Source organism: Shewanella sp. A32, from assembly GCF_029167175.1.
Lineage (GTDB): Bacteria > Pseudomonadota > Gammaproteobacteria > Enterobacterales > Shewanellaceae > Shewanella > Shewanella yunxiaonensis.
This window is the reverse complement of record NZ_JARFTS010000018.1, coordinates 55,716-77,633: the sequence shown is the minus strand read 5'-3', so window position 1 is coordinate 77,633 and position 21,918 is coordinate 55,716. Positions and strand designations below refer to the sequence as shown.

The 21,918-nt window shown below is 47.9% G+C and carries 13 protein-coding genes and 4 tRNA genes; 9 read left to right on the top strand and 8 right to left on the bottom strand.

All coding sequences use genetic code 11. From position 1 onward, the window contains the following. The 7 genes from PY479_RS12990 to PY479_RS12960 form a co-directional block, all read left to right on the top strand. Nucleotides 1–2,811: VWA domain-containing protein (locus PY479_RS12990; protein WP_275484032.1), on the top strand; the 2,811-nt coding region annotated here is incomplete at its 5' end. Between the two features lie 97 nt (nucleotides 2,812–2,908). Continuing rightward, nucleotides 2,909–5,086 carry a type I secretion system permease/ATPase gene (locus tag PY479_RS12985; RefSeq protein ID WP_275484031.1) on the top strand — a complete coding sequence of 726 codons (2,178 nt, stop codon included), beginning with the start codon at nucleotides 2,909–2,911 and terminating at the stop codon, nucleotides 5,084–5,086. After that, nucleotides 5,079–6,461: an HlyD family type I secretion periplasmic adaptor subunit gene (locus PY479_RS12980; protein ID WP_275484030.1), complete on the top strand. Its 1,383-nt coding sequence runs from the start codon at nucleotides 5,079–5,081 to the stop codon at nucleotides 6,459–6,461. The genes PY479_RS12985 and PY479_RS12980 overlap by 8 nt, the downstream gene beginning before the upstream one ends. A 34-nt stretch (nucleotides 6,462–6,495) precedes the next feature. Further along, nucleotides 6,496–7,899, top strand: a complete 1,404-nt coding sequence (locus tag PY479_RS12975) for a TolC family outer membrane protein (protein ID WP_275484029.1) — start codon at nucleotides 6,496–6,498, stop codon at nucleotides 7,897–7,899. Beyond that, nucleotides 7,899–8,504 carry an OmpA family protein gene (locus PY479_RS12970; protein ID WP_212595209.1) on the top strand — a complete coding sequence of 202 codons (606 nt, stop codon included), beginning with the start codon at nucleotides 7,899–7,901 and terminating at the stop codon, nucleotides 8,502–8,504. The genes PY479_RS12975 and PY479_RS12970 overlap by 1 nt, the downstream gene beginning before the upstream one ends. 17 nt (nucleotides 8,505–8,521) lie before the next feature. After that, entirely contained in the window at nucleotides 8,522–9,226 is a 705-nt protein-coding gene (locus tag PY479_RS12965; protein WP_212595208.1) for a transglutaminase-like cysteine peptidase, read from the top strand. 8 nt (nucleotides 9,227–9,234) lie between these two features. Next, on the top strand, nucleotides 9,235–11,151 hold the full coding sequence (locus PY479_RS12960) for an EAL domain-containing protein (RefSeq protein WP_275484028.1): 1,917 nt from the start codon (nucleotides 9,235–9,237) through the stop codon (nucleotides 11,149–11,151). 50 nt (nucleotides 11,152–11,201) lie between these two features. On the opposite strand, the gene PY479_RS12955 is transcribed toward PY479_RS12960, so the two are convergent. From PY479_RS12955 to PY479_RS12940, 4 genes are all read right to left on the bottom strand, one after another. Next, nucleotides 11,202–11,278 (bottom strand) — tRNA-Pro (locus tag PY479_RS12955). A 45-nt stretch (nucleotides 11,279–11,323) separates the two neighbouring features. Further along, nucleotides 11,324–11,400 (bottom strand) — tRNA-Pro (locus PY479_RS12950). A 112-nt stretch (nucleotides 11,401–11,512) separates the two neighbouring features. Further along, a tRNA-His gene (locus tag PY479_RS12945) sits at nucleotides 11,513–11,588 on the bottom strand. Between the two features lie 34 nt (nucleotides 11,589–11,622). Further along, nucleotides 11,623–11,699, bottom strand: a tRNA-Arg gene (locus tag PY479_RS12940). A gap of 273 nt (nucleotides 11,700–11,972) precedes the next feature. On the opposite strand from PY479_RS12940, the gene PY479_RS12935 reads away from it, so the two are divergent. Then, the gene (locus PY479_RS12935) at nucleotides 11,973–14,546 is read left to right on the top strand and encodes a diguanylate cyclase (protein WP_275484027.1); all 2,574 of its coding nucleotides are present in this window, start codon (nucleotides 11,973–11,975) and stop codon (nucleotides 14,544–14,546) included. On the opposite strand, the gene rep is transcribed toward PY479_RS12935, so the two are convergent. Next, the gene (gene rep, locus PY479_RS12930; protein ID WP_212595205.1) at nucleotides 14,547–16,559 is read right to left on the bottom strand and encodes a DNA helicase Rep; all 2,013 of its coding nucleotides are present in this window, start codon (nucleotides 16,557–16,559) and stop codon (nucleotides 14,547–14,549) included. A gap of 369 nt (nucleotides 16,560–16,928) precedes the next feature. Between rep and PY479_RS12925 the strand changes: the two genes are divergently transcribed. Next, nucleotides 16,929–17,183, top strand: a complete 255-nt coding sequence (locus PY479_RS12925) for an accessory factor UbiK family protein (protein WP_275484026.1) — start codon at nucleotides 16,929–16,931, stop codon at nucleotides 17,181–17,183. A 94-nt stretch (nucleotides 17,184–17,277) separates the two neighbouring features. Here PY479_RS12925 and PY479_RS12920 read toward each other — a convergent pair whose 3' ends face one another. The 3 genes from PY479_RS12920 to ilvD all read right to left on the bottom strand — a co-directional run bounded on the left by PY479_RS12920 (nucleotide 17,278) and on the right by ilvD (nucleotide 21,910). Continuing rightward, nucleotides 17,278–18,408: an alanine--glyoxylate aminotransferase family protein gene (locus tag PY479_RS12920; RefSeq protein WP_212595203.1), complete on the bottom strand. Its 1,131-nt coding sequence runs from the start codon at nucleotides 18,406–18,408 to the stop codon at nucleotides 17,278–17,280. Nucleotides 18,409–18,492: 84 nt separating this feature from the next. After that, nucleotides 18,493–20,052, bottom strand: a complete 1,560-nt coding sequence (gene ilvA, locus PY479_RS12915) for a threonine ammonia-lyase, biosynthetic (RefSeq protein WP_275484025.1) — start codon at nucleotides 20,050–20,052, stop codon at nucleotides 18,493–18,495. 1 nt (nucleotide 20,053) lies between these two features. After that, nucleotides 20,054–21,910, bottom strand: coding sequence for a dihydroxy-acid dehydratase (ilvD, locus tag PY479_RS12910; RefSeq protein WP_212595201.1), 1,857 nt, complete (start codon nucleotides 21,908–21,910; stop codon nucleotides 20,054–20,056). Nucleotides 21,911–21,918: the final 8 nt, after the last annotated feature.

Below are 21,918 nucleotides of genomic sequence, written 5' to 3'. Positions count from 1 at the left end.
GGGGATGGCTTATCAGCCAGTTACGCCTTTGATGCCAACACTGGCACCGGGACTATCAGTTACAGCTACACCCTGCCGGACAACACCAGCGGTGATAACACCACCGCCGACTTTGCGGTCGTGGTCACCGACAGCGATGGTGATGCCGCACCCGCAGGCACGCTGGTGATTAACATTGTCGATGACGCCCCGAGCGTTGATATTGACAGCTTTACCGTTCCCAATGAAGCCCAAGAACATACCGGAAGTTGGACTGTTGTCAGTGGTGCAGATGATTTCAGTTCAGATGTGTCACAGCTGGTCAATTCAGATCAGGGGATAAACATTAGCTTACTAACATCGTTAGGCAGCAATGTAACTCTCAGCCGAGAGGATATTTATGATGCATCTGTCTACATGGGCGAGAAGTTAACTGCCACATATGATAACAACGGTTCAAGTGAAACCTTCTTCACTTTATATATGAAGGCTGATGGGACATATTCTTTTGAGTTAGTCACACCAAATCCTGCTGTAACTGAATCTGTGGAATTTAACCAAAAAATTGGTGGTGGTAGCAGTACTGTTCTCTGGGCTAGTGACTTCTTAAGTAATATTGATACCGACATTCAATTTACTTCAGTTTCTGGGACAGTAAACTCCAGTACCCAAGGGATTGGTGTTGCAAGTAATTGGCTAGATCCAAGTGAGACCCTCACTGCGACTTTTTACGATGCAGGGCAGATTGTCCACAAAGCCGTAGATCAGGTTTCGTTGTCATTTGACTCCCAAGGTAATGGCAGCGGTACAAATCTTACAGTGCAATTGCTCGACGCCGATGGTTCAGTACTGACTTCAGTGCCAAACGTCATTGTTAGTAATGACGGAACAGTTAATATCAATGCTTCAGACTACAATCTAAGCGGTGGGTTCTACGGTATCAATATTATTAGCACCGGCGGTGATGCTGTCAGATTGTCAGGCATGTCAACTTCTGTTGATATTCTTCCAGATAATCAGACCCTTAATTTCCAAGTTGGCGCTATTGATGGTGATGGGGATACAGATACCAGTAACTTCAGTGTCACGATCGAAGGTGGTAGCACTACTACTGAAAGTGCAATTATTGTCGGTGATAACAGTTCTGATACGCAACTTAGTACTGCTAGATTTGTGATTGGCGATAGCTATGGGCAGATTACTGGTGGCGATGGCAATGATGTACTGGTAGGTGATACTGGCGGCAGTTCTATTACGACAGTTCCTGGTGCAAATTACAATATTGCACTTATCGTAGATACATCTGGCAGCATGGATGATCCGTCTGGGACCAGTGACAAGAGTCGCTTGCAACTAGCTCAGGATGCGCTGAAACAACTTGGCGCACAGCTGAGCGAGCATGATGGCACGGTAAACATCACACTGATCTCTTTCGCTAGTGGTGTAGTAAAAGAAGTTGATCTGAATAATTTCACTGCCAACGATAATAAACTCGAGCAATTAATTAACGCTATCGATGCTTTATCAGCCAGTGGCGCGACCAATTATGAAGCTGCACTAAAAGCTGCAGAATCTTGGTTTGATGGTGAAAATACTGGAAATAGTGGTGACTATATCAATATGTCATTTTTCCTAACTGACGGAAACCCAACTACTTATAGCGGGGATCACTCTAATTCTGGAGGAACAACAGACCTTGACGATATGTCACGAGCTATCATTGCCGCAGACTCACTCATTCATGGCGATGGGTATAGTGTCAGCTTAAATGCCATAGGGATAGGAAGCGGTGTTAATAGCGACTTCCTACGCTACTTCGACAATACATCCACTTTAAACACAGATTTCTCCACTACCATCGGAGGACACTGGGAAGGACGTGGAAGCCATCGCCAATGGGTCGATGACAATGTAACTGGCGATGTCGGTCAGCCACAGATCATTAATACTGCAGATCAATTACAAGCAGCATTACAGGAAGGCTTTGAACAATCCAACCCAAATTCTGTTGGTGGTGATGTAATTAGTGGTGGTAACGGCGATGACATTATCTTTGGCGACGTTATCAATACCGATGGTTTATCATGGACTGGACATGCAGCAGGAACTCATGATGGTGAGGGATTGCAGGGACTTCGCGATTACCTCAAGGAAGCATTAGGACAAGATGCTTCTGATGATGATATCCGCTTCTACATCCAGACAAATTCTTCATCATTGAACATCAACGATGATAGCCGCGGTGGCGATGACATCATACACGCCGGTAATGGTAATGACATAGTCTTTGGACAGGGAGGAAACGATACCATCTACGGCGAAGCAGGAGATGACCTGATATATGGTGGGACAGGTAACGACGTCATCGATGGAGGACAGGGTAAGGATACTATCTATGGTGGCTTAGGTGACGACACGCTGACCGGCGGCAATGGAAAAGATACTTTTGTATGGCTGGCAGGGGAAACTGGTACTGACCATGTAACAGATTTCACTTTGAATCAGGACAAGTTAGATATTAGTGACCTGTTAATCAACTGGAATGGTGACAGCAGCACATTAGATAACTATCTAAGCATAAGTGTAGTCAACGGTAGTACCGTGATTGCTATCGATGCCAACGCTGATAGCAATATCGACCAAACAATAGTATTAGATGGAACTGATGTGTCTGACTATGGCAGCACTAGCAGTGCGATGATTCAAGGACTCGTTGCCAGCGGGAATGGCCCACTGATCATAGGCACTGGTGCTACTGAAGATGCTTCTCAGCCCGTGTCATCAACTACCAGTGAAGTATTGAAAAACACCGAAACTGTTTCGCACGAGTAGTACTATTATCTATAGTCCCATCTTCGGCTTTCGAAAGATGGGACTTTAACCGATAATTATACCAACTCTCACAACTACTTAAGGGACATGTCGTTTCGTGAGCACTGCTGCATCCCCAAAAACTGAGCAATGGACGATCCCGGCGTCTTTACGCGTCACCGTTGACCCACTTTTAGACTGTCTGGTACTGATGACGGAGTACTATGGCAGTCCTTGCTCCATTGAATCATTAGTGGCAGGTTTACCTTTGTCTTCTGCCGAACTTCCACCCGAGCTGCTGCCACAAGCTGCAGCTCGAGCAGGGCTAACAGCAAAGCTTAGTCGTAAAGGTTTAGATCAAGTCAGTGCCATACAACTGCCCTGTATTTTGTTATTAAAAAACAAAAAGGCTTGTATCCTCAGAGAATTAAAAACTGAGCAACAACAAGCTGTTATTCAACTCCCTGAAACAGGTGGTGAGCAGGTACTCTCAATTGAGGAATTAGAAGCGCTGTATGTAGGTTACCTGTTTTTAATTAAACAGCAGTATCGCGGCGACTTAGGCTTCGATGTCTACCGTCATGACAACAAAACTCATTGGTTGTTGCAAACAGTAAGAGATGCCGCCCCTATATATAGGGATGCACTAGTAGCTTCATTGCTGGTCAATATATTTGCTTTAGTATCGCCACTGTTTGTCATGAACGTGTACGACAAGGTCGTCCCTAACCTTGCATTTGAATCTTTATGGGTATTGGCTGCCGGTGCAGGTATCGCATATATCTTTGACTTTATAATGCGCCAATTAAGAAGTTATTTAATTGATATTGCAGGCAAGAAAGTCGACATCATTGTTTCTTCAAGGCTGTTTTATAAAGCAATTGGATTACCGCTGGAAAAACGTTCCGCCAGCGTTGGCGGGATGGCAAGACAGTTAGGGGAATTCGACAGCATCAGGGATTTTCTGACATCAGCCACCATCACCACCTTGGTTGATTTGCCATTTGCCTTGTTATTTATGTTAATCATTTTCTTGGTTGCCGGAGATCTCGCGATTATTCCGGTGATTGCCAGTGTGATTATTATTTCTTTTACACTGATCATCCAACCACGGCTGAAAAAAGCTATAGAAGAAAGTAACAAATTTTCCAGCCTCAAACATGGCCACCTAATCGAAAGTCTAGCCGCGTTGGAGTCAATCAAAGCCTATGGTGCTGAAGGTCTAGTGCAAAAGTCATGGCAACAGATGATTGGCCATACTGCTAACTGGCAGTTAAAAACCAAGAAACTTTCTAATGCCGTATCACATGTAGCATCGTTAACTGTACAACTGACCACTATTTTTGTGGTGATCCTTGGCGTTTATCGCGTAGCCGATAATGTTATCTCCATGGGCGGGATCATCGCTGCCGTGATGCTATCCAGCCGTGCTGTTGCCCCGATGGCGCAACTGGCAGGATTGATGACACGGGCGAATCAGATGATCAGCGCGCTCAGACAGCTTGATGGCATCATGCTGCAAGAAGACGAATTTGAAAATAAAGGGCATCTGGTCAGTAAACAAAGATTGATAGGCAAAATTGAAGCTGACCATATTACCTTCAACTATCCAACCTCAGAAAAACAAGTATTGAGTCCACTGTCATTCAGAATTCAGCCAGGAGAAAAGATTGCCATTATTGGTAGAAATGGCAGTGGTAAAAGCACCTTGGCGAAACTGCTTATTGGCTTATTTCAGCCTTCATCTGGCAGCCTACGTTATGACGGCGTTGATGCGGGACAAATTCACCCCAGTGATTTGCGGCGTAACTTTGGATATCTACCTCAGGATGTGACACTGTTTCATGGCACTATCCGCGACAATATTTTATTTGGTACCCGTCAGGTATCAGAACATCAGTTGATGCGAGCAGTACAACTCTCCGGGGTTGCGTTATTTACTGCAATGGAGTCTGAAGGTTTAGATACTCAGGTGGGAGAAAAAGGCGAAAACCTCTCCAGGGGCCAACGTCAAACAGTTGCACTAGCGCGCGCCATTCTCAACGATCCTCCTATCTTACTGATGGATGAGCCTACAGCCAGTCTTGATGCCAGAGCTGAAAAACAGTTTATGCGCTCGATGGCACACGTCAGCAAAGAACGGGCACTTATCATTATCACCCATAAGATGGATCTGTTGAAACTAGTCGATCGGATTATCGTTTTGGATCGCGGTCATATTCTTGCTGATGGTCCAAAAGATAAAGTGCTAGACCTACTCAATCGCGGCCTGATGACAGGAGGCAATCATGAGTAAGTTTCTCACGACGCAGGATTTGGAGATGGTTGATGATGTCTACGGTGCCATGCTCACCGAAGCACCATCAAGTCACAAACTGATCATCTGGGCTATTGCCGCCATGATGCTATGTTTCTTGGTATGGTCCAGTTTGGCGACACTGGACCGGGTTACTCGGGGTTCAGGAAAAGTTATCCCATCATCACAAGTGCAGGTTATTCAAAGCCTTGATGGGGGGATTCTACAAGAGCTGTATGTACAAGAAGGCATGCTGGTAAAAAAAGGCCAACCCTTGGTACGTATTGACGATACTCGGTTCCGTGCAGATGCAGCGCAGCAGCAACAAGAAGTGTATGCGCTTCGTGCTGATATAGTGCGTTTAACCGCAGAGCTAAACAGTATTTTTATCTCCGATGTCGCCCAGGATTGGCGCGAACAGGTGAAGATCATTAAAAAGCCCCCGGTATTTTCAGACGACCTACAAAGTAAAGACAGCGAACTGGTAAAACGCCAGCTAGATGAATACAACGGTCGATTAGATAACCTAAACAACCAAGTCGAAATCCTTGCGCGTCAAATTCAGCAACGGCAACAGGAAAATGAAGAACTAGCATCTAAAATCAATACATTGAATACCAGCTTTCAACTGGTGACTCGAGAGCTAGAACTTACCAAACCGTTAGCGGCCAAAGGTGTAGTTCCAGAAGTTGAATTGCTAAAGCTAGAACGCAACGTTAATGATATTAAGGGAGAGCTCGCTAGTTCTCGGGTCAATAGACCCAAGGTGAAAGCGGCAATGGACGAAGCCATTCTGAAACGGCGTGAGGCCGTCTTACAATACGCCGCTGATGCGCGCGCCCAATTGAATGACACTCAGGCCAAGTGGGCACGGATGACAGAGGCACAAGTCGGCGCACAGGATAAGGTTAATAAGGCAGTGCTGGTTTCTCCTGTAAATGGGACAGTTAAATCAATCGATATCAATACACTAGGTGGCGTTGTGCAGCCTGGAGTAAATATCATGGAAATTGTTCCATCAGAGGATCAACTGCTGATCGAAACCAAGATTCTGCCTAAAGATATCGCATTCCTTCATCCAGGGTTACCCGCCATGGTGAAAGTCACCGCTTATGACTTTACGCGCTATGGGGGCCTGAAAGGCACTGTGGAACAGATCAGTGCCGATACTTCACAGGATGAAGAAGGTAACAGTTTTTATTTAGTTAAGGTTCGAACCGAGCAGTCAAGCCTGACTAAAGAAGATGGCACAAAGATGCCAATTATCCCCGGGATGCTAACTTCTGTTGATGTGATTACCGGGAAAAGGACAGTCCTTGAGTACATACTTAATCCCATACTGAGAGCCAAAGAAACGGCGTTAAGGGAACGCTAGGCTTGAAGAAATAAAAACCTTGGAGGGGTTTACCATGAACATCAAATTGAATCGGCAGGTAAGGCGCAGCGCCCTCGCGTTGGCGATTACTGCGCTGATGCTCCCTAGTGCCGGGTTCGGTCAGACCCTGGAACAAGCGGTCGCCAGGACTCTGGACTCTAATCCGGATATCAGAATCATTTTCAATAGATTTAAGGCTAAAGAAGAAGCTGTCAGTCAGGCTTATTCCGGCTACATGCCTTCAGTAGATGTCACTGCGGGTTATGGCTACGAAAAGACTGACTCGCCGACAACCCGACGAAAGCTTGCCGGAACATCTGACGACGAAGTCGAACTGAAACGTGGTGAGTTTGGAGTCAGTATTCAACAGATGCTGTTTGACGGGTTCTACACCAGCAGCGAAGTTAATCGTACGCGTTACGAGGCAAGTGCTGAACAATGGAATCTGATGGCAACCGCCGAAGATAAAGCGCTGGATGTAGCTAAGGTTTACCTCAACTACATCAAAACCCAAGAAGTTCTGACGCTGGCAGAAAAAAATCTGAAAAGTCATCAGGACATCTATGATCAAATCAAACAGCGTACAGATTCAGGTCTGGGATCCACTGCTGATTTATCGCAGATCACTGGTCGTCTGGCGAGAGCCAACTCTAACGTGATGTCCGCGCGCAACAATTTCCTCGATGCCAAAAGCCAGTTTTATCGGGTGACACACCAAGAGCCAGATAATCTGATCATCCCCGTACCAGATGCGGATATGCTACCTAAAGACGCCGCTGATGGCGTCAAGATGGCGGAAACGAAACATCCGGTGCTCAAATCTGCCAGCCATGATATTCAAGCGGCAGAATATGAGCGTTCAACCGCGCAGTCTACCTATTATCCGAAATTCTCTTTAGAAGTTTCTGGTAATTGGAACAACAACCTAGACGGTGAAGATGGTACCAACAGTTACCTCGTCGAAGGGGTTGGTGGCTATTACAACGACGTCCAAGCAATGGTCCGGATGCGATATAACCTGTTCGCGGGTGGTAAAGATGTCTCCCGTGAAAGAGAAACCGCTTATAAGCTGGGTGAAGCGAAAGAAATTCTCGAACGCGCCCATCGTGAAGTGGTTGAAGGAGTCAATCTCGCGTGGAATGCCTACGAGTTTTTGGAACCGCAAAAACAATATATTCGCGAACATGTTATTGCCGCTAAACAAACTCAGGTTGCCTATGCTCAACAGTTCAATCTTGGTCAACGCACCTTATTGGACTTACTGGATACTGAAAACGAACTGTTTGAAGCTCGTAAAGATTATCTGGGGGCAGAGTTCGATGAGATTGTTGCAAAATATCGTATTCTCAATGCCACAGGCCAACTGCTCGACTCATTACGTGTAACCAGGCCGGATGTCTGGAAAGGCGAGCGTGAATATGAAGGAGGGGTCAAATAATGAAACTGTTACTGACTTTTATGAGCTTACTGCTACTGGCAGGATGCTCCATGCGGGATACAGTATCGATGGATACCCCTACAAAGCAGGTTTACGACCTAAATGATCATGACCGCGATGGCGTCATCGTCGCACGTGAAAAATGTTTGGGAACGGTAGAGGGTGCCAATGTCGATAACTATGGTTGTGGCACAGTGAAGCCAATCCATGAACGTTCTGAGTTAAAAGTACTTTTTGCTAATGACTCGTTCTACATCGATCCGCAATACTACAGCCAGATCCAAACCATCGCAGACTTTATGAAACAGTACCCGCATACTAAGGTGACTATTGAAGGACACTGCAGTAAAACCGGTACGTATGATCATAACCTGGAATTGTCACAGAACCGCGCAACAGCTGTCGTGAAGGTATTACACGAGCAATTTGGCATTGCTGATGACCGATTGACAGCAATCGGTTACAGTTATGACCGTCCCGTGGATACCAGTGGCACGGCATTGGCGCAAAAACGCAATCGTCGAGTCATCGCTGAAGTGAATGGTGAAGACACGATGGCAGATATGAAGTGGACAATTTATTCTGTCGACAAAGAAGTCAAATAGGAAATTAATCTCTCATTATGGTGTGTGGCAGGCTGTTGACATACAAGTGCGTTAAGAACGTCTGCCACTGCACCTTGTTGGCTTCGGTGCTTGCTGTTTCGCTGTTGTATGCCGATGCCGACCTGAATGAAGCTTCTGTTGTCTCCTCTCTTGAGCAAACCTATGGACCACGAGCAGGACTGCGCGCCAAGGCTTGGTTCAATATTGTGCGAGATGCCCAGGACCAGACAACAACAGAAAAGATTACAACCGTTAATAACTTCTTCAACCTGTTCAATTTTGTAGACGATATAAAGTTATGGGGGGTAAGTAATTACTGGGCAACGCCGCTGGAGTTTATTGGCGCCAATGGCGGAGACTGTGAAGATTTCTCTATTGCCAAGTATTTTACGCTACTACAGTTAGGAGTCCCGGACGACAAGATGCGCATCACGATGGTTAAAGCAACCAGTGTTAATCAGTATCACATGGTATTGGCCTATTATGAGACACCAGGTTCAATACCGCTGATCCTCGACAATCTGGATCCGCAGATTAAACCCGCCACCCAACGACCCGATCTTATTCCTGTCTACAGTTTTAACGGTAAACAGTTGTGGCTCAACAAAGAAAAAGGCCGCGGGGTACTCGCAGGCTCGGCCACACGATTGGAAAAGTGGAACGATTTAAAATACAGATTAGGGGCTGATCGCATGCGCAAGCCCAAATTGGTGATGGAGTAACCGCGGCAATGACCTTGTTTAGACAGATTTATTCCTTACTGTTTGGGCTGTTCCTGTTAGTAGTGGCCAGCCTCGGATATGTACAGTTCAATGAAACTCGCAACTTCCTGGCATCACAAATGGAGTCTGATCTGAATAACGTCAGTCACTCTCTTGGCTTGATGTTAGTGCCCGCCCTGGAAGCGGGCGATATGGCCACCGTAGAAACTATGGTGAATGTGATCTTTGAAGGTGGCTATTACCGTAAGGTGACATTGACCTGGCTGGTTGATGGTAAACAACAAACTTGGAACAATGACATTCGTATTGATGATGTTCCACAATGGTTCATTAATCTGGATCTGTTTCCCACTATCGAAAAAGAAACCACCATTACCAGCGGTTGGATCCAGTTAGCGAAATTAAAAATCACCGCACATCCCGGATTTGGTTATCACGAACTGTGGCGCATTATGAGTAATACCATCATCGTGTTCTCCATCCTGTTCCTGATCGCAATATTCTCAGCCAGACTGGGCCTCACATGGATACTTAAGCCGTTACATGAGATTGCAGAGCATGCCAAAAGTATTGCCAAGCGCGAGTTTGGCCCTGACATGCCGTTGCCAAAGACGCTAGAGTTACGGGATGTTGTCACCGCATATAACAGTATGTCAGCGCAACTCAAACAGATATTCAATTCACTTGATGAAGAAGTGACGGCACTCCGCAAGAAAAACCTGGTAGATCAGGTGTCGGATCTACCTAACCGTCAATACATGATGGCACGCCTGAACAGTTGGCTCAGCGAACCCGGTAGCGGTGCGATTATATTGGTGCGCTTAGATTGGCTGGAACAGGTCCACAGCAAATATGGTTATCAGGTACGCGATGCCACCATCAAACTGCTGGCCTCAAAACTACAAGAGTCATTTACCGAATTTGATTCTGTTATCGCCCGTATTGCCGCCTACGAATTCGCGTTTTTGGTCACGAACGCCGAACGGGAACAACTGAGCAAATATTTGCAGACACTCATACGCACCATCAATCAGGAGATGATTAAGGCAGACTGCAAGCCGAATGAAGATTACGCCATCGGTATTGCCGAACGAATGGAGCACTGCACCACGTCAGATCTGCTGGCACAAGCGGACAATGCACTACAGAAAGCAGTGCAGGCTGGCAAGATTTACCATTGGTTCGAATCCGGCGAGCAACAACTGTTTACCCGTGAACAGTGGCGCGAAAAGCTGTCATATGCGATTAATCAAAAGCAGTTCCTGTTTCGCTGGCAACCGGTACAACATTATGACCAGAGCGGTATCATCCACCACGAGCTGTTTTGTCAGTTACAACTGGGCGACAAGCTGATACACGCTGGGCAGTTTATGCCTTACATTGAGCTGCTATCGCTGGGAAGTATGCTGGACCGCTGTTTGATAGAAAAGATCATCGAAGAAAAGCTGTTGGATAAGAGCCCGCAAATTATCGCTGTTAACCTGACACATCAAAGCATTGGAGATCAACAATTCCACGAATGGTTGAACCAATACCTGCGTGAAACTGCACACCATGGTCGTCTGGCATTTGAAATTCAAGAAGCCAGTATTTACAGCGATGGCAAAGCCAGTGAAGCATTGTGCAGCGTGATCCGTGATAATGGTGCAACGTTCGGTATCGACCACTTTGGCCGCCAATTTGGCTCAATGACCTATCTACAAACATTGCGCCCAAGTTATGTGAAACTGGATCAGGCGTTCGCACAATTTGATGATAACCAACATAATGCCGAGCTCTGTCGTGCACTGGTAAACGTTGCCAGAGGGCTGGACATAGACGTTATCGCTACTGGTATCCAGCAAGATACGCAGTTACAGCGTTTCGAACTCCTTAAGATCCAAGGTTATCAAGGCTATATCGCACCACCGGTCAATATTGATTAACCTTTGCGATGAAAAGAAAAAGCCCCTGCACTGCAGGGGCTTTTTGATATTGGTCGGTGATAGAGGATTCGAACCTCTGACCCTCTGGTCCCAAACCAGATGCGCTACCGGACTGCGCTAATCACCGTAAAACTGTGCTGCTTTCACATCTATCGCAAAAGCAGTAATAAATTGGTCGGTGATAGAGGATTCGAACCTCTGACCCTCTGGTCCCAAACCAGATGCGCTACCGGACTGCGCTAATCACCGAAATTGTACACGTTAATGCTACCTATTTTCTTCCTTGAAGCGTCAGGGATACCGGTTCAGATGATTTCTGAACGCTGGCATTATCCTTTGGGACTCAATACAAGAAAGGAAATGGGGTGGCTGATGGGGCTCGAACCCACGACAACCGGAATCACAATCCGGGACTCTACCAACTGAGCTACAGCCACCACTGCTTACTCTGACTCGATGTGCTCATTAAGCTGGTGCGCCCAGAAGGATTTGAACCCTCGGCCTCACCCTCCGGAGGGGTGCGCTCTATCCAGCTGAGCTATGGGCGCCCACCGTGTCAGCGCCGCATATAGTAGGGGTTATTAGAGTATGAGTCTACCTTTGTTTTGTATTTTTTCTCCTGAGTGTTCAACTTTTAGCTTTATAAACCAGACGGGTAACCAAAGCACCTCTGACGTTTGCCAAAAATTTGACTTGGAGTACATTTAAAATCGTGCTATTTGTAAGCAATAGTTAACTTAATTACATAATTATTTTACAACTCTTATTTAACCTATTTCCCTGATTTGGCAAAGAGCATGTTGAAGGACACTCTACAATTAATGAATTCTGACGTGTCGTTGCTTGAAAAACGTGTTTCCAGGCTGAGACGCCTGGCGGTCAAGTTTAAACGTGTAGAATCAGCACAAAATACACTACTGGAAATCTCCAACATCGCCAATGCGGTGAGCAGTATGGAAGATTTCTATCAAGGGATACATCATCATCTCAAAAAACTCATTCCTGCTGATAACTTCTATATTGCGCTGAAAAACCAGGACCAGTGGGAATTGCCATTTTTTTTGGATGAAAAAGATGTTCATCCCACCGAGCTTTATCCGGATAAAAACCTGTCTGATATGTTGAAGCGTGGACTCACCGGCTACGTTTTGCGCACACAACGGCCATTGTTATGTGATGAAGCGACTGCTGACCGACTGGAGGCTGAGGGCGAGATCGACAATCTTGGTTCTCCTTGTCATCAATGGCTGGGTGTTCCGATTATGCACAATGGGATAGCCATCGGCGCATTAGTGGTTCAAAGCTATAAAGCTGAAGTTTCCTACGGTGATACTGAAGTTGAGTTGATGGTATTCATTTGCCATCACATTGCCGGAGTGCTCGAGCGTTTACGACACCATGAACAACTCGAAACCGCAATTCAGCAGCGTACGCAGGAGTTGAGTCAGGCATACGACAAGCTGAAACAGGAAGTCTATGAACGACGTCGTGCTGAACGACTGCAACGGTCATTATTTGAAATAGCAGATCTGGCGACATCCAACCTCGATATGCATGACTTTTATGTGGAGCTGCACCTCATTATCAGTCATTTGCTACCTGCCAATAACTGTTATATTGCCCTGTTAGACGAATCAGCCACCACGCTGTCATTCCCATTTTATGTTTCGCAATTGAGCCGAGCCGCGCCTACTCCTCGACCAATGAAAGATGGACTAGTTGAATACCTGCTGCGGCACCGCAAACCCGCATTACTGTCACAAAAGGATATTCGACATCTCATCAACCTAGGGGAGATATACAGCAAAGCACCGGATTTGAATCACACCCAAACCATGCAGCAATGGATTGGTGTACCACTATTGATTCAAGGTGAGGCAGTAGGCGCGCTTGCCGTGTACAGTTTCAGTATGGATCAGAAGTATCAGTTCAAAGATCTGGAACTGCTGACTTTCGTGTCACAGCATATCGCAACAGCAATTGAGCGCAAACTCGCGACAGAGACGCTTAAACGCTCCAATGAAGAATTAGAAGATATGGTGCAAGCACGCACCACGGAGCTGGCACAAGCGAATGTGGAGCTGCAAAAGGAGATCTCTCAGCGACGTCACATCGAACAAAAGCTGATCCATGATGCCAAGCACGATAGTCTTACCGGTCTGCCAAACCGTCAGATGTTTATGGAACGGTTGAATGATACGTTTGCACAAAACCGCTTTTATAAGTTTGCCTTACTGTTCATCGACCTCGATCGTTTCAAAATGATCAATGACACGCTGGGGCATATGGAAGGTGACCATTTTCTGATAGAAACGGCCAAACGCCTCAATACGTGTATTCGCGATCATGACCTGCTGGCGCGCCTGGGTGGCGATGAATTTGTGATCCTGCTGGATAACCTGTACGACACCAACGACGCCAAAGAGGTAGCCGAAAGAATACTCTGCGAGCTGTCGCGCCCATTCGAGTTGGCAGGTCAACGCTTTAATTCCGGCGCCAGTATTGGTATATCACTGTGTGATAATCCACAGCAGACATCCAGTGAATCGTTATTACGCGATGCTGACACTGCCATGTATATGGCCAAAACTCGTGGTAAAGGATGTTACGTTGTCTTTGATGAGAAATCCCATCAACAACTCATGCATGACCTGACACTTGAAAATGACTTACGCCAGGCATTTGAAACCCAGCAGTTGCGCCTACTTTATATTCCGGTGCGAGACGCTAACAGTGGCAAAGCCATTGCCATTGATGCCAAGCCATACTGGCAGCATCCTCAGCACGGCTTACTCAATTACCGCCAGGTGGTGCAACTGGCGGAACAAGCCAACCTGCTGCTTGAACTCGATCGCTATGTGATTGAACTGCTGAATGACGAACTAGATTCACTGCCGATAGCTGAAGAGGTTAAAGTTCATCTCACCCTTAGCAGTCAACATTTAGCCTATAAACACGCCTTGAGAAATCTGGTGTTGTGTCTGGATAATTGTCGTTTTTCACTCGATAAACTGTGCTTATTTTTCAATGAAATCGCGTTAGCTCGAGACCACGATAACCATGCGGATGGATTTGAAACATTGAAAGATTTAGGTGTCGACATCGGCATCGCTGACTATGGTAGTGGTTACAGTTCGATGCTGACATTATCGTTTTTGCCGATCAGTTGCTTGAAGCTTGAATCAGAATTAACCTCTGGCATTCAAAGCAAACGACATCGACAACTATTGACTGCCATCCGCCGCAGTGCGGAATCATTACAGCTGCAGCTGATTGCCGATGGTGTAAATTCTGAGGAACAACAACAGTGTTTACAGAAGTTGGGCATCACGACAATGCAATCTTCAGTAGAAAATTTGACTGAAGATTCGCACGCAAAAGCCGCGTTAGCCTGATCATTTGTTCAGCATTGCCCGCAATCCCGCAATATTACTTTTCCCAGTTTGCATCCGCTGTTCTTCACTCTGCAGTGGTTTACGGTTTTCCCACTGCACATCATCTTCCGGTAACTCTTTTAGGAAACGACTGGGTTCACTGCGAATAGTTTCACCGAACTGACGCCGTTCACGGCACATAACAAACCACAATTCCCGTTGCGCACGGGTGATCCCCACATAGGCAAGACGCCGTTCCTCTTCAATATTGTCTTCATCAATACTGGTCTGATGCGGCAATAATCCCTCTTCCATCCCCACCATAAACACGTAAGGGAATTCCAGTCCCTTAGAAGCATGCAACGTCATCAGTTGGACCTGATCGCCCGCTTCATCTTCATTATTGCGCTCCATCATGTCGCGCAATGTCAGACGCGTGACGACCTCAGGTAACGTCATAGGTGCATCAAGATCGTCCCCCGAGAGCATCTCAGTGACCCAACGATATAATTCCGAGATATTTTTCATACGCATCTCGGCCGCTTTGGCACTGGGGCTGGTTTCGTACAGATAATCCTCATAATGAATGTTATGGATCAGCTGCTTAATCGCATCAACACCCTCGCCTCGTTTAGCGATTTCCCCGGTATCCACAATAAAACGACCGAACTGAAATAAGCTCTCAATCGCTGAGTGTCCCAGATGATGCTGCAACTCCGCCTCAAAAATTGCGGCAAATAGCGAGATATGTTTGCTGTTGGCGAAGTTGCCGAGTTTCTCTAACGTAGCGGGGCCAATACCTCGTTTGGGCAGATTAATGATGCGTAACAGCGCATTATCATCATCGGGATTTACCACCAACCGCAGGTAGGCCATGATGTCCTTAATCTCGGCGCGGGCAAAAAACGACGTTCCACCACTGAGACGATAAGGAATACGGTTGGTCATCAGGGCCCGTTCCAGCAGTCTTGACTGATGATTACCGCGATAGAGCACCGCATATTCGCCGTAGTTAGTACGGTTCATAAATTTATGCCGAATGATCTCAGCGACAACCCGCTCGGCCTCTTGCTCTTCGTTGGCAGCCAGCAGTACCCGCAACGGCTCACCATGAGGTAATTCACTGAACAGCGCTTTGTCGTACACATGCGGGTTATTGGCAATCAGGATGTTGGCGGCATGCAAAATACGCTGACTGGAACGATAGTTCTGTTCCAGTTTGATCAGTTTCAGTTCGGGAAAGTCCTTGCCCAGCAGCACCAGATTCTGGGGTTTGGCACCGCGCCATGAATAAATTGACTGGTCGTCATCACCAACTACGGTAAAACGTGCGCGTTCGCCCACTAATAGTTTCACCAACTCATATTGGCTGGTATTGGTGTCTTGGTATTCATCCACCAGCAGATATTGAATCCGCTTCTGCCAGCGACGGCGAACTTCTTCATTGTGCCGCAGCAGCAATGAAGGCAGCAGGATAAGGTCGTCAAAATCCAGCGCATTATAGGCTTTCATGTGCTGGGCGTAGCGCTGGTATAACAGAGCAAACAGTTGGTCTCGCTCAGTTCTGGCAGCTTTACGTGCATGGTCAGGGATCACCAGCCCCCCCTTCCAGTTGGAAATAGCCGACGCCAGTAATCGCAGCAAATCTTTATCTTCCTGCAGTTCATTGACTGTCAGTTCTTTCAGCAGCGCCAGCGTATCCTGATCATCAAACAGCGAAAAACCCGCTTTCAACCCCAGCGCTTTGTGCTCACGCTTGATAATTTCCAATCCCAGGGTATGAAAAGTGGAGATCCACAAACCACGAGTTTCCTTACGGCCAATCGAATGGGCGATACGTTCCTTCATTTCGCGCGCCGCTTTGTTGGTAAACGTTACCGCGGCGATATGCCGCGGTTGATAACCACACTCCTGCACCAGATAAGCAATCTTATTGACGATTACACGCGTCTTACCGCTACCAGCACCTGCCAGCACCAAGCACGGACCGGAAATGTAGCGAACAGCGTCATTCTGGGCGGGATTGAGTTTCATTTTTTTCCAACAATCGACAATAGCAACGGCGTCAAATCATAACAGAAGCGTGCCTTCAGGTGTCAGCAGTAGCGGGTTTTCATATTCGTTGCGCTAATTTTTGCATCAAAAGCCAGTTTCTTTAAAGGCATAATAGTTCATCAGCCACTGCAACTACGATGGATAAAGAGCAGGCACAATCTATTGTGATCATGTCTGTCAGTGGAAGATAGGTGCACTGTAGCGGTCACAAACCTGACTTATTATTTGGTTTACGATCAAACTCACAGGAACTGCAGAATTGACCTCGACCAAGGCATGGCTGCACCTTGGGGATTAGCACTGACTGGGTTACAATTCAGTTATCAGCATTTTTAATTGGAAGCCAAGATGATTAACGCCCAAAAAATCGAAGATCTGGCACGACAACTGAGTGACAACTTGCCGTCTGGAGTTAAGCAGTTTGCCGGTGAATTTGAAGAGCGCAGCAAACGTATTCTGCAGCAACAATTGTTGAAGTTGGATATGGTTTCTCGTGAAGAGTTTGACGTGCAGCAACATGTACTGCTGAAAACTCGGGAAAAACTCGAGGCGCTGCAGGCGCAAGTCGATGCCCTTGAAGCCAAACTGCGTGAGCAGGATTGAAAGTATTTAGCTGAAAAATGCGACTTTCCAAGCCTGTATTACAGAAAACATAAAGACAGCAAAAGCTGTCTTTATGTTTGAGTATCGCGCTGAATTAGCTCAACACTTCTTCCAACGCACGCAAGCATAACGCCACGTTTTCGCGCCGAGCCCCATATCCCATCAGACCAATGCGCCAGGCTTTACCCGCCAACGCGCCGAGTCCGGCGCCAATTTCCAGGTTGTAGTTTTCCAGCAGTTGCTTACGCACAGCGGCATCATCTACACCTTGGGGAATATATACCGCATTTAACTGTGGCAAACGTGAAGCTTCGGCCACCACAAAGTTGATATTCAACTTTTCCAGCCCGGCTTTAAGCAACAGGTGCATATCGTGATGCCGTTGCCAGGCATGCTCCAGCCCTTCGCTTGCCAGCTTGCGGAATGATTCATGCAGCGCATATAAAGCATTTACTGGCGCAGTATGATGGTAGCTACGCTTATTACCACCGCTCCAATAGCCCATCACCAACGACTGATCGAGGAACCAGCTCTGCACCGGAGTTTTGCGGGCTTTAAGCTTTTCGACTGCCGCATCAGAGAATGATACCGGCGACAATCCAGGCACGCAGGAAAGGCACTTCTGACTCCCAGAATAGATGGCATCAATGCCCCATTCGTCGACTTTTACTTCAACACCACCAAGTGACGTCACCGCATCGACGATTGATAGACAACCGTATTCTTTGGCTATCGCGCACAGGGTTTTGGCATCGGACAAAGCGCCAGTGGAAGTTTCAGCGTGTACGAATGCCAGAAATTTGGCATCAGGATTGGCGTGCAGTGCAGCGCTTACCGCATCAGGGTCTACTGGTTCGCCCCAAGGGCTATCAACCATCACCGCCACACCACCAATGCGTTCGACATTCTGCCGCATCCGGTCACCAAAAACCCCGTTACGACAAACGATGACTTTCTCACCCGGTTCCAACAGATTCACAAAACAGGTTTCCATGCCGGCACTTCCTGGTGCAGAGACGGCAATGGTCATCTGATTTTGGGTCTGGAAGGCATACTGGATCAGCGATTTCAGCTCATCCATCATTGCAATGAATAGCGGGTCCAGATGTCCTACCGTCGGGCGCGACTGCGCTGCCAGCACTTCCGGATACACGTCCGAGGGGCCGGGCCCCATCAAGATACGACGGGGCGGATTGAAGGCGCTGACAACAGGTGCACTTAACATAGATGTCTCCTTACAACTGATTGAGGTGTAACCCAGTGGCAAGACCTTACCACAAATTTTGCGCCTTCTCCGTCCTGCTTTCGGCTAATCCCTTGCCGCTCTTGCCAAAAACAAACGATAGGCGGGACTATCGGTTTCTTCCTGCCAAACGAAGCCTAATTCGTCCAGAAAATGTGCGAAAGCCTCGTTATCTTCTGGCGGTACTTCAAATCCCGCTAATACCTGTCCGAACGCGGCCCCGTGGTTACGGTAATGGAACAAGCTGATATTCCACTTACTTTTCAGCGTAGTCAGGAACTGTAATAACGCCCCGGGATATTCCGGGAACTCGAAGCTGAATAGCCTTTCCTGCAGCGGTTGTGGTGGCATGCCGCCCACCATATAACGCACATGCAATTTGGCGGTTTCATCGGCAGATAAGTCATGCACCACAAACCCAACTGCTTGCAACGCCGACGTAATTTCTGCTAACTCTTCCTGTCCGCGATTAACACGAATACCTGCAAAAACGACTGCCTGTTCACGACCGCTGAAGCGGTAGTTAAATTCGGTCATGGCGCGACCGGCCAATACCTCACAGAAATGCAGGAACGACCCCGGCTTTTCTGGAATGGTTACCGCCAATACCGCCTCTTTATGCTCGCCCAGCTCACAACGTTCAGATACATAACGCAGACTATGGAAATTGACGTTGGCACCACTGAGTATTGCTGCGACTTTACTGTCTTCTTCAGGGTGTTGAGCAATGTATTTTTTCAGCCCCGCCAGCGATAATGCGCCAGCGGGTTCAGCTATCGCACGAGTATCTTCAAAGATATCTTTCACTGCGGCGCAGATCTCGTCAGACGTCACGGTCACTACGTCATCAACGAAATCCTTAGCCAGGCGGAAAGGCTCATTGCCGATGCGCCGCACGGCAACGCCATCCGCAAATAACCCCACCTGCGGCAAGGTGACTGGTTCGCCCGCTTCCATGGCAGCTTTCAGGCACGCCGCATCTTCCGGCTCAACGCCGATGATTTTAACTTCCGGAAACACGGCTTTGTAATACGCGGCAATACCAGCAATCAGACCACCACCACCGACTGGCACGAAGATCACTTCCAGATCTCGCTGCTGTTGCAACATCTCCTGCGCAATCGTGCCCTGACCAGCAATAACCGATTCATCATCAAACGGCGGAATAAATACCCGCCCCTGATTGCGTGCCAGCGACATCGCGTAATCATTGGCCTGATCAAATGACTGGCCGTATAACACCACGTTGCCACCAAGGCGGCGTACCGCATCGACCTTAATGTCAGGCGTGGTTCCCGGCATGACGATCACCGCATCAATACCGCGACTGGCTGCCGACAGTGCCACGCCTTGCGCATGGTTACCCGCCGAAGCGCAAACCACACCACACTTGGCTTCTTCAGCCGTCAGCTCGGCAATACGGTTATAGGCACCGCGCAGCTTAAATGAATGCACCGGTTGCAGGTCTTCTCGTTTCAGATACACCTGACAACCCAGTCTGGCGGAAAGCTTTTTCAGTAGTGGTAATGGCGTCACTTTGGCGACATCGTAAACACTGGAAAGTAGGATCCGTTGCAGATAATAGTTCGCCAGAGACAACTGGGATTGTGATGCAAGCGCTAACATCTCAGTCCTCCAGCAGTGCGCGGTTACGTACTGCACCTTTATCGGCACTGGTTGCCATCAGAGCATAAGCTTTGAGCGCCATAGACACTGGACGCACACGCGCCAATGGTTTCCACGCCAAAGGACCTTTAGCTTCCATCGCAGCGCGACGAGCAGTCAGCACCGCATCACTTACCCGCAATGAAATACCACGTGAAGGAATATCAATATCGATCATGTCGCCATCTTCGATTAATGCGATAGTGCCGCCGGCAGCAGCTTCTGGAGAGACATGGCCAATGGACAGACCCGATGTGCCACCAGAGAAACGGCCATCAGTGATCAGTGCGCATTTAGTTCCCAGCCCCATGGATTTGAGATAACTAGTGGGATACAGCATCTCCTGCATACCTGGACCACCTTTCGGGCCTTCATAACGGATCACCACCACGTCACCGGCGACAACCGCACCACCGAGGATGCCATCAACTGCCGCTTCCTGGCTTTCAAATACACGGGCTTTGCCACTAAACTGCAGATTGGATTCATCTACACCCGCAGTTTTGACGATACAGCCATTGGCGGCAACATTCCCAAACAGCACAGCCAGACCGCCTTCCTGACTAAACGCATGCTCGCGATCTCGAATACAACCGGATTGACGGTTAGTATCCAGCTCTGGCCAACGACAATCCTGGCTGAAAGCTACGGTAGTGGGGATCCCCGCAGGGCCAGCGCGATAGAATTCCTTCACCTTATCGCTATCGGCAGTCATCACGTCGTAAGCGGCCAAGACAGAAGCCAGCGTGCCATCTTCGGCGGCGACATGATGCACATCAGTATGCAGCAGACCCGCCCGGTTCAGTTCGCCGAGAATACCCATCACGCCACCGGCACGATGTACATCTTCCATGTGATACAGCGGAGTCGATGGTGCAACTTTACATAAATGCGGTACTTTGCGGCTCAAGCGATCGATATCTTCCATGGTGAAATCAACGCCCGCTTCCTGCGCTGCGGCCAGCAGATGCAGCACGGTATTGGAGGAGCCCCCCATGGCAATATCCAACGTCATCGCGTTTTCAAACGCTTTAAATGAGGCGATATTGCGTGGCAAAACGCTATCATCGTTGTCGTAGTAATAACGTTTGGCCAATGCCATTACCCGTCTACCGGCTTCCAGGAACAACTCGCGACGGTCGGCATGCGTTGCCACCAACGAACCATTACCCGGCAACGATAACCCTAAGGCTTCAGTCAGACAGTTCATCGAGTTAGCCGTGAACATCCCAGAGCAGGAGCCACAAGTCGGACAGGCGCTACGTTCAATCTGTTCACTGTCGGCATCAGACACCCGTTTGTCCGCCGCAGCGACCATGGCATCGACCAAATCCAGCTTGATGATTTTGTCGGATAATTTGGTTTTACCGGCTTCCATCGGACCACCGGAAACAAATACCACCGGAATATTCAAACGCAGCGACGCCATCAACATCCCGGGAGTGATTTTGTCGCAGTTAGAGATACACACCAACGCATCAGCGCAGTGCGCATTCACCATATATTCCACGCTATCGGCAATCAGCTCACGCGATGGCAATGAATACAACATGCCGCCATGCCCCATGGCAATACCGTCATCGACGGCGATGGTATTGAATTCTTTGGCAATACCACCAGCAGCTTCTACCGCAGAGGCGACCAATGCCCCCATATCTTTCAGATGAACATGACCGGGAACAAACTGGGTAAAGGAGTTCGCAATCGCGATGATCGGCTTGCCGAAATCGCCCTCTTTCACGCCGGTAGCGCGCCACAACGCGCGGGCACCAGCCATATTACGGCCTTCAGTACTGGTGGCAGATCTTAGTTTTGGCATTGCTCAAT

Bases quoted from the DNA above. Each gene is read 5' to 3' on its own strand.
- ilvD (WP_212595201.1), bottom strand. From the start codon at position 21,910: ATGCCAAAACTAAGATCTGCCACCAGTACTGAAGGCCGTAATATGGCT.
- PY479_RS12960 (WP_275484028.1), top strand. From the start codon at position 9,235: ATGACCTTGTTTAGACAGATTTATTCCTTACTGTTTGGGCTGTTCCTG.
- PY479_RS12965 (WP_212595208.1), top strand. From the start codon at position 8,522: ATGGTGTGTGGCAGGCTGTTGACATACAAGTGCGTTAAGAACGTCTGC.
- PY479_RS12925 (WP_275484026.1), top strand. From the start codon at position 16,929: ATGATTAACGCCCAAAAAATCGAAGATCTGGCACGACAACTGAGTGAC.
- ilvA (WP_275484025.1), bottom strand. From the start codon at position 20,052: ATGTTAGCGCTTGCATCACAATCCCAGTTGTCTCTGGCGAACTATTAT.
- rep (WP_212595205.1), bottom strand. From the start codon at position 16,559: ATGAAACTCAATCCCGCCCAGAATGACGCTGTTCGCTACATTTCCGGT.
- PY479_RS12935 (WP_275484027.1), top strand. From the start codon at position 11,973: ATGAATTCTGACGTGTCGTTGCTTGAAAAACGTGTTTCCAGGCTGAGA.
- PY479_RS12975 (WP_275484029.1), top strand. From the start codon at position 6,496: ATGAACATCAAATTGAATCGGCAGGTAAGGCGCAGCGCCCTCGCGTTG.
- PY479_RS12980 (WP_275484030.1), top strand. From the start codon at position 5,079: ATGAGTAAGTTTCTCACGACGCAGGATTTGGAGATGGTTGATGATGTC.
- PY479_RS12920 (WP_212595203.1), bottom strand. From the start codon at position 18,408: ATGTTAAGTGCACCTGTTGTCAGCGCCTTCAATCCGCCCCGTCGTATC.
- PY479_RS12970 (WP_212595209.1), top strand. From the start codon at position 7,899: ATGAAACTGTTACTGACTTTTATGAGCTTACTGCTACTGGCAGGATGC.